Genomic DNA, 6,843 nt, shown 5'->3' on the forward strand with positions numbered 1-6,843 from the left:
TCATGGCAGGCGGCAAAAATCGGAAAATTTCCGACTATTTCACTCTCCAGCGCCGATCGAGTCTACCGGTCTGGGCCGATATTGCGTGGCGTGTCACCTTCGTTCTTGCCCTGATCGGCATGGCGGTGGCGGTGCATTATTTTGACCGCAACGGGCTGCAGGACAGTTATGACGGCGATGTAAGTTTTCTCGACGTTATCTATTTCACAATGATCTCGATCACCACCACCGGCTATGGGGATATCGCTCCGGTAACCGAGCGGGCACGGATGTTCGACGCACTGGTTGTGACTCCTATCCGCATCTTCGTTGTGCTAATCTTTGTCGGCACGGCCTATAATTTTGTTTTCAAACGAACCTGGGACAATTGGCGCATGAAACTGATTCAAAGCAATTTGCACGACCATATCGTGATCGCCGGCTTTGGGACGAGCGGCAGTGAAGCCGTGCAGGAACTGCTTGCGCGCGGCACCAATCCGGAAGAAATCGTCGTCATAGATTCTTCCGATGACGCCTTGTCGCAAGCCGAGAAGCTTGGCTGTGCGGTAATAAATGGTGATGCCACGCGCGACAATGCACTGATGAACGTGAAAATCTCGCGGGCGCGCTCGATGATCGTTTCGGCGGGGCGTGACGATACAAGTATATTGATCGTACTCACGGCCCGGCATCTTGCCTATCACCTGCCGATCAGCGTTTCGATCAAGGCGGCGGACAATGAACTGCTGGCGCGGCAAGCGGGAGCCACTACCGTGATCAATCCGGTCAGTTTCGCCGGGCTGCTGCTCGCCGGGAGTTGCGAAGGGGCAAAGATCTCCGACTATCTCAGCGATCTCGCTTCCGCCACCGGGCGGGTCAAGCTGGTCCAGCGGTCTGTCTCCGAAGATGAAGTCGGCATGGCGATGAGCGAGGTTGTCGGAACCGGTCTCGGCGTGCGTATCTATCGTGGCGACGCTGTCTTCGGTTTCTGGGAGCCCGAGGCAAGCCAGTTGGAAGCCGGCGATATAATCGTCGAAATCATTCCCGGAAACGGTGCCGAGTCGCGGGACAAGGAGCTCGCCTGAATCCGCCTGTCCGATGGTTCATGTTGCACCTGCGAGATAAGCCACTATCTTGGCAGCTCAATCACGGAGCTTGCCGATGACCGACACGATACCCATGCCAACCGGGCTTCGCCCGCCGCACCGACTGGCGCAGCTGGGCGAGCTGACCTTGCCGCTCGACCTGATGCGCTTTGGCCTGCAGTGGCCGCGGCTTGTGACAGCGCCGCGCGGCGATGGCCGACCGGTCTATCTGATCCCCGGCTATGGCGGCAGCGAACTGTCGATGCGCCCGCTGGAAAGCTTTCTCCGGCGGATCAATTACGACGTCGCCGACTGGTCGCTCGGCCGCAACAAGGGCTCGGTGGACCGCGATGTTGCGCGCTTTACCGCAGTCGCGGAAGAGCGGTTCGCCGCCAATGGTGAGCAGGCTTTCACCCTGATCGGCTGGTCGCTCGGCGGCATTATCGCCCGGGAGACCGCTCGCCTGTCGCCGCATCTGGTGCGCGAGGTGATCACCATGGGCACCCCGATCATCGGCGGCCCCAAATATACCACGCCGGGCCAGCGCTACGCCAAGTCCTCCAATTTCCGGCTCGACCAGTTCGAGCGCGAGGTGCATCAGCGCAACAGCATCGGCTTAAACCAGCCGTTGACCGTGCTCTATTCGAACCGTGATGGCATTGTCGGACCCGATATCGCTAGGGATATCTACAATCCGCAGGCCCGTAATATCCGCGTTGATGGCGGACATATGGGACTGGGCTTCAATCCCAGGGTCTGGCGGATCATCGCCGACACGCTCGCCGGGCGGACCTGATCCTCGCTCCGGTTCAATCCGCCGCCTTCTCGTTCGGCTTGCGCCAAAGATAGCGGTAGACGCCGAATATATTGATCCCGAACAGCACGACATTCTGGATGGCCAGCGGGTTGTTGCCGTCGAGCAGCGAGGCGGCGATCCAGACGATGGATGAGCCGCAGAACAGCACAAAGCCATATCCGCTAACCTTGCGCCCGCGTTGAGCGAGACCATGGCGGCGGCGATCATGCCGCTGATGCTCGCGGTCCACCGCAATATGTCGACCAGTTCCATTATGTTGCTCCAGCTGTTGCATCGGATGGTGATGCAAGGCCTACGCATGGAATGGGTCGCTGGTTCAATTACCGGCTGTTTTTTGGTTTGCTCAGGAACTTTCCTCCTGTTCATCCATTATTGTAGCAAGCCGGGCGTTGCCTCTCCCTCCCACTTGTTGGCGACCCCGGCGTCTTCATGCCCGTTCGACTCTTGGGACCTCCTGCCAACGTTTTGTAATCATTGACCAAACCAGGCGTGCACAACGCCCATGGCGATGTAGAACAGCAGCCAGTAGCCGGCATCGATGAAGAACAATGACTTGCTCTTTTGCGAGAAGAGATAGTTGGTCCCGATTGCCGGCACGATAAAGCCCAGCGCCACGCCAAAGGCGGTCAGCACCTTCACGCCAAAATCGAGATCGGCGGCATAGGTCGCGAATGTATGCGCCAGGGTCCACGAAGCGACCAGGCTGAAGGCGAACGCCCCGCCATAGATCTTCCCCATGCTGCCCTCTTTGATCTGCTCCTCGGTCAGCCCGACCGCGCCCATCCATTTCTTGCCCATCACCGGCCCGTACCAGATGCCGCCGACCAGAAAGCCCGCCAGCGCGGCGACGATGACCGCGATCCAGTTTACGTCGAATATGTTCATGTGATCCTCCCCAGATTTGGTCCCCGGCGCAGGCCGGGTTGCGGTTGTTATAGCGAAATTTGCCTGTTTCGACAATTGGGGCGCGACCCGACGTCGCAGGGCTTCTCCCTTCAGCCATGGCGGAAGGCTGGAATTCCCGAGATGGGCCCCGGCCTTCGCCGGGGCACGACGCCGGACCACGGCGCTGCCGCACATTGATCGTGACTCGCCGCCCAATTGCGCCTAAAGGCCGCGCCATATGGCTACCCAAATCCCTTCTCCGCCCAAAGTGGGCATGGTATCGCTCGGCTGTCCCAAGGCCCTGGTCGACAGCGAACGCATTCTGACGCAGCTGCGCTCGGACGGCTATGATATGTCGGCAGACTATGCCGGTGCCGATGTAGTGCTGGTCAACACCTGCGGCTTCCTCGACAGCGCCAAGGAAGAGAGCCTCGAGGCGATTGGCGAGGCGATGGCCGAGAATGGCCGGGTGATCGTCACCGGCTGCATGGGCAATGAAGCCGACGTTATCATGAAGCGCTTCCCCGATGTGCTGGCCGTTACCGGCGCGCATCAGTACGAGGATGTCGTCACCGCGGTCCATGCGGCGGCTCCGGCAGCCCGCGGTGCGTTCATCGATCTGGTGCCCGAGGCCGGTCTCAAGCTGACCCCCCGCCATTACAGCTATCTCAAGATTTCCGAAGGCTGCAACCATCGCTGTTCCTTCTGCATCATCCCGAGTCTGCGCGGCGACCTTGTCTCCCGCCGCCCCGACGCGATCCTGCGCGAAGCGGAGAAGCTGGTCGAGGCCGGCACCAAGGAGCTGCTGGTGATCAGCCAGGACACCTCGGCTTATGGCGTCGACATCCGCCACCAGTCCCGCCAGTGGAACGGCCCGACCGGTCAGGGCCGCGAAGTCCGCGCCCATATGACCGATCTCGCCGCCGCGCTTGGCGAGCTGCGGACACCCGAAGGGCAGGGCGTGTGGACCCGGCTCCACTATGTCTATCCCTATCCGCATGTCGACAAGGTCATCCCGCTGATGGCCGAGCGCAAGATCACGCCCTATCTCGACATCCCGTTCCAGCACGCCGCGCCGAACGTCCTCAAGCGCATGAAGCGCCCGGCCAACGAGGCCAAGGTGCTGCAGCGGGTCAAGAGCTGGCGCGACATCTGCCCCGATCTCACCATCCGCTCGACCTTTGTCGTCGGCTTTCCCGGAGAGAGTGAAGACGACTTCCAGTATCTGCTCGACTGGCTCGAGGAAGCCCAGCTCGACCGCGTCGGTGCGTTCCGTTTTGAACCCGTTGAAGGCGCTGCGGCCAACCTGCTCGACGGCGCTGTGCCCGAAGAGGTCAAGGAAGAGCGCTACCAGCGGATCATGGACGTCACCGCCCGGATCAGCGCCGCCAAGCTGCAGGCCAAGGTCGGCCGCACTTTGCCCGTGATCATCGACGACATCGGCGAACCCGATGAGGATGGCGATGTTGGTGCGACGGCACGGAGTGAAGCGGATGCGCCGGAGATCGACGGCAATGTCTTCCTCCGCAACGTCCCCGCCAGCCTGTCGGTCGGCGATATCGTCGACGCGGTGATCGAGGATGCCGACGAGCATGATCTGTTCGGTACTACGTCCGAATAAATAGCCGGTTTTCTGTTTCTACTGTTGTAACGCGACCCGCTATTGTTAAGCTCTTGTCCAAAGGGAATTTCCTGGGGGGGCTTGGAATGATCGGTTTTGGGTAGCGGCGCCGCTGGCGTCGGCAAACGGGCAGGCGCGGGACGTGCCTGTCGCGGCGGATAGCGCGGCCGTCGAGACAGGCGCCAGCACGCCGGTCCGGGACACCGCTTCCGCACCCCGCAACTGCCGACCGAGGCTTTCGCCCGTTTGCCCTTCATCGAACTGGCCACGCTGTCGCCCGATGGCCAGCATTTTGCCGGTCTCTTCGCCGTCAGTGGCGAGCAGCGCATCTTGATTTCCTCGATCGATTTCGACGCGAGCAAGACCAAGATATTCGCGGTCCCGGACGAAACCGAGATCAGCCGTATCCGCTGGATCAACGATGACAATATTCTCGTCAACATCTACGGCCTGCAGCGGGTCCAGACCGACAGCTGGTATATTTCGCGCATGTTCGCCGTCAATCGCCGCTCCGGCGAAGTGACCAAGCTGCTGTGGAACGACCGCGGCCAGAATGCGGGCAACGTGATCTGGACGCCGTCCGACGGTTCGACCGAGATCCTCGCCGCAGCGCAGGGCTCCATCTATTCGAACGAGAACGCCTTCTGGCCGACGGTCTACCGCGTCAACGTCGAAACCGGCAAGGCCCGCCGGGTCGTCAAGGGCAAGACCTATGTCCTCGACTGGGGCGCCGACCGCACCGGCAATGTCCGCATCGGCATTGGCTACAGCGACCACAACCAGACCTCGCGCCTGCTCTACGCCCAGGAGGGCAGCAGGAGTTTCAAGACCGTCGACCGGGCTGACCTCGGCGAAGAGGAAGCGCTCGATGTGCCCTTCATGTTCGTGCCCGGCACCGACAACGGCTTGCTGATCAAGGACGATGCGCAGGGCAAGTCGGTGATCATGGAGCGCAATTTCCTGACCAACGAGGATATCCGCACCGTCTACGCGTCGGAAAAGAGCGACATCGCCGACGTCAAGCTGTCCTACGACGGCGCCAAGATCCTCGGCGTGGTGCTGGCCGACAAAAATGACACGGTCGAGTGGCTCGACCCCGCCATGCTGGCAGCGCAGAAGCTGCTCGACGAGGCCGCGGTCAACGCCGAAGCCCGGATCATCAGCGTCAGCCGCGACCAGAACAGCATGCTGGTCCGCATCGGCACCCCGGACAATCCGGGCCTGCTCTATTTCCTCGACGCCCGCACCGGCAGCCTTTCGAAATTCGCCGACATCAACGAATCGATCGGCAACCGCCGGCTCGCGCGCGCCAAATATATCCAGTACAAGGCGCGCGACGGCCTGGACATCGAGGGCGTGCTGAAGCTGCCCAAGGGGCGCGAAGCCAAAGCCCTGCCGCTGATCGTCATGCCGCACGGCGGGCCGTGGGGGCACGACAGCCTGGTCTATGACTATTGGGCCCAGTTTATCGCCGACCGCGGCTATGCCGTGATCCAGCCCAATTTCCGCGGCTCCACCGGCTATGGCAATGCCTTCATGAAAAAGGGCCAGGGCCAGATGGGATTCGCCATGCAGGACGATATTTCCGACGCCGTACAATGGGCGGTCGACGAGAAAATCGCCGACCCCGCCAGGGTCTGCATCGTCGGCGCGTCCTACGGCGGCTATGCGGCGATGTGGGGGATCATCAAGGACCCCGACCAATATCGCTGCGCCATCTCCATCTCCGGCGTGTCCGCGCTCCGCCGCGAGGTCAACGATTTCGGCGGCTCGGTCCGCGCCAAGCTCTACCGCAGCCAGTGGGAGAAAATGACGCCCGATTTCAAGGCCGTCTCGCCGCTCTACGCCATCGACCGGATCAAGGCCCCGCTGCTGCTGATCCACGGCAAGAAGGACGTCACCGTCGACCATGTCCAGTCGGAGAAAATGTACAAGGCCATGACCAGGGCGGACAAGCAGGTCGACTTCGTCTCGCTGCCGCTGGCCGACCATTATTTCACCCGCGGCGCCGACCGGCTGCTGTTGCTGCAGTCGATCGAGTCCTTTCTGTACGAGCATAACCCGGCCTATTGACGGGCTGTAGCGCGGTTGCCGACCGCTGGTCCCGAGCTTGTCGAAAGACCTCTGTCGAACGGGGGCTGTCCTTCGACAGGCTCAGGACGAACGGCGAGAGGGAGAAACGTCATCCTGAATTCATTTCAGGACCTCATCCCGCTTGCCACTATCTGCCGGCTTGGACGGCCGGGGTCCTGAAACGAGTTCAGGATGACGAAGGTGCTGTCCAGCATTGTCCCCATTCGCCTGAGAGGCCCGTCTCTATCAACATTCGTCATTGCGAGCGTAGCGACGCAATCCAGAGCGGCGAGTGACGCTCTGGATTGCCGCGTCGCTTTGCTCCTCGCAATGACGAAGGCATTCTCCACCGCGAAGGATATTCTTAAGCCCCTCCTTTTCAA

At 61.3% G+C, this 6,843-nt stretch carries 7 protein-coding genes; 5 read left to right on the forward strand and 2 right to left on the reverse strand.

Features of this window, described 5'->3' with window-relative positions; genetic code table 11:
- Positions 1–2 precede the first annotated feature (2 nt).
- Both C8024_RS16770 and C8024_RS16775 read left to right on the forward strand, forming a co-directional pair.
- A complete protein-coding gene (locus tag C8024_RS16770; RefSeq protein WP_173207262.1) occupies positions 3–1,064 on the forward strand; it encodes a TrkA family potassium uptake protein in 1,062 nt (353 codons plus the stop codon).
- A 76-nt stretch (positions 1,065–1,140) separates the two neighbouring features.
- Positions 1,141–1,860: a triacylglycerol lipase gene (locus tag C8024_RS16775; RefSeq protein WP_173207265.1), complete on the forward strand. Its 720-nt coding sequence runs from the start codon at positions 1,141–1,143 to the stop codon at positions 1,858–1,860.
- A 13-nt stretch (positions 1,861–1,873) separates the two neighbouring features.
- Here the strand turns inward: C8024_RS16775 and C8024_RS16780 are convergent, their stop codons facing one another.
- Both C8024_RS16780 and C8024_RS16785 read right to left on the reverse strand, forming a co-directional pair.
- Positions 1,874–2,110 carry a hypothetical protein gene (locus C8024_RS16780; protein WP_254306028.1) on the reverse strand — a complete coding sequence of 79 codons (237 nt, stop codon included), beginning with the start codon at positions 2,108–2,110 and terminating at the stop codon, positions 1,874–1,876.
- A gap of 242 nt (positions 2,111–2,352) precedes the next feature.
- On the reverse strand, positions 2,353–2,766 hold the full coding sequence (locus C8024_RS16785; protein ID WP_100095531.1) for a DUF1761 domain-containing protein: 414 nt from the start codon (positions 2,764–2,766) through the stop codon (positions 2,353–2,355).
- Between the two features lie 238 nt (positions 2,767–3,004).
- Between C8024_RS16785 and rimO the strand changes: the two genes are divergently transcribed.
- The 3 genes from rimO to C8024_RS20490 all read left to right on the forward strand — a co-directional run.
- Positions 3,005–4,387 carry a 30S ribosomal protein S12 methylthiotransferase RimO gene (gene rimO, locus C8024_RS16790; RefSeq protein WP_173207268.1) on the forward strand — a complete coding sequence of 461 codons (1,383 nt, stop codon included), beginning with the start codon at positions 3,005–3,007 and terminating at the stop codon, positions 4,385–4,387.
- A gap of 246 nt (positions 4,388–4,633) precedes the next feature.
- Positions 4,634–6,460 (forward strand): S9 family peptidase, encoded by a 1,827-nt coding sequence (locus C8024_RS16795; protein WP_173207271.1) that lies wholly within the window; start codon positions 4,634–4,636, stop codon positions 6,458–6,460.
- 192 nt (positions 6,461–6,652) lie between these two features.
- The coding region (locus tag C8024_RS20490) for a hypothetical protein (protein WP_217272276.1) at positions 6,653–6,843 on the forward strand (191 nt) is incomplete at its 3' end.

This window comes from Sphingopyxis sp. BSNA05 (assembly GCF_013265645.1).
Lineage (GTDB): Bacteria > Pseudomonadota > Alphaproteobacteria > Sphingomonadales > Sphingomonadaceae > Parasphingorhabdus.

Excerpts from the sequence above, each read along its gene's own strand:
- C8024_RS16770 (WP_173207262.1), top strand. The coding sequence starts at position 3 with ATGGCAGGCGGCAAAAATCGGAAAATTTCCGACTATTTCACTCTCCAG.
- C8024_RS16775 (WP_173207265.1), top strand. The coding sequence starts at position 1,141 with ATGACCGACACGATACCCATGCCAACCGGGCTTCGCCCGCCGCACCGA.
- C8024_RS16785 (WP_100095531.1), bottom strand. The coding sequence starts at position 2,766 with ATGAACATATTCGACGTAAACTGGATCGCGGTCATCGTCGCCGCGCTG.
- rimO (WP_173207268.1), top strand. The coding sequence starts at position 3,005 with ATGGCTACCCAAATCCCTTCTCCGCCCAAAGTGGGCATGGTATCGCTC.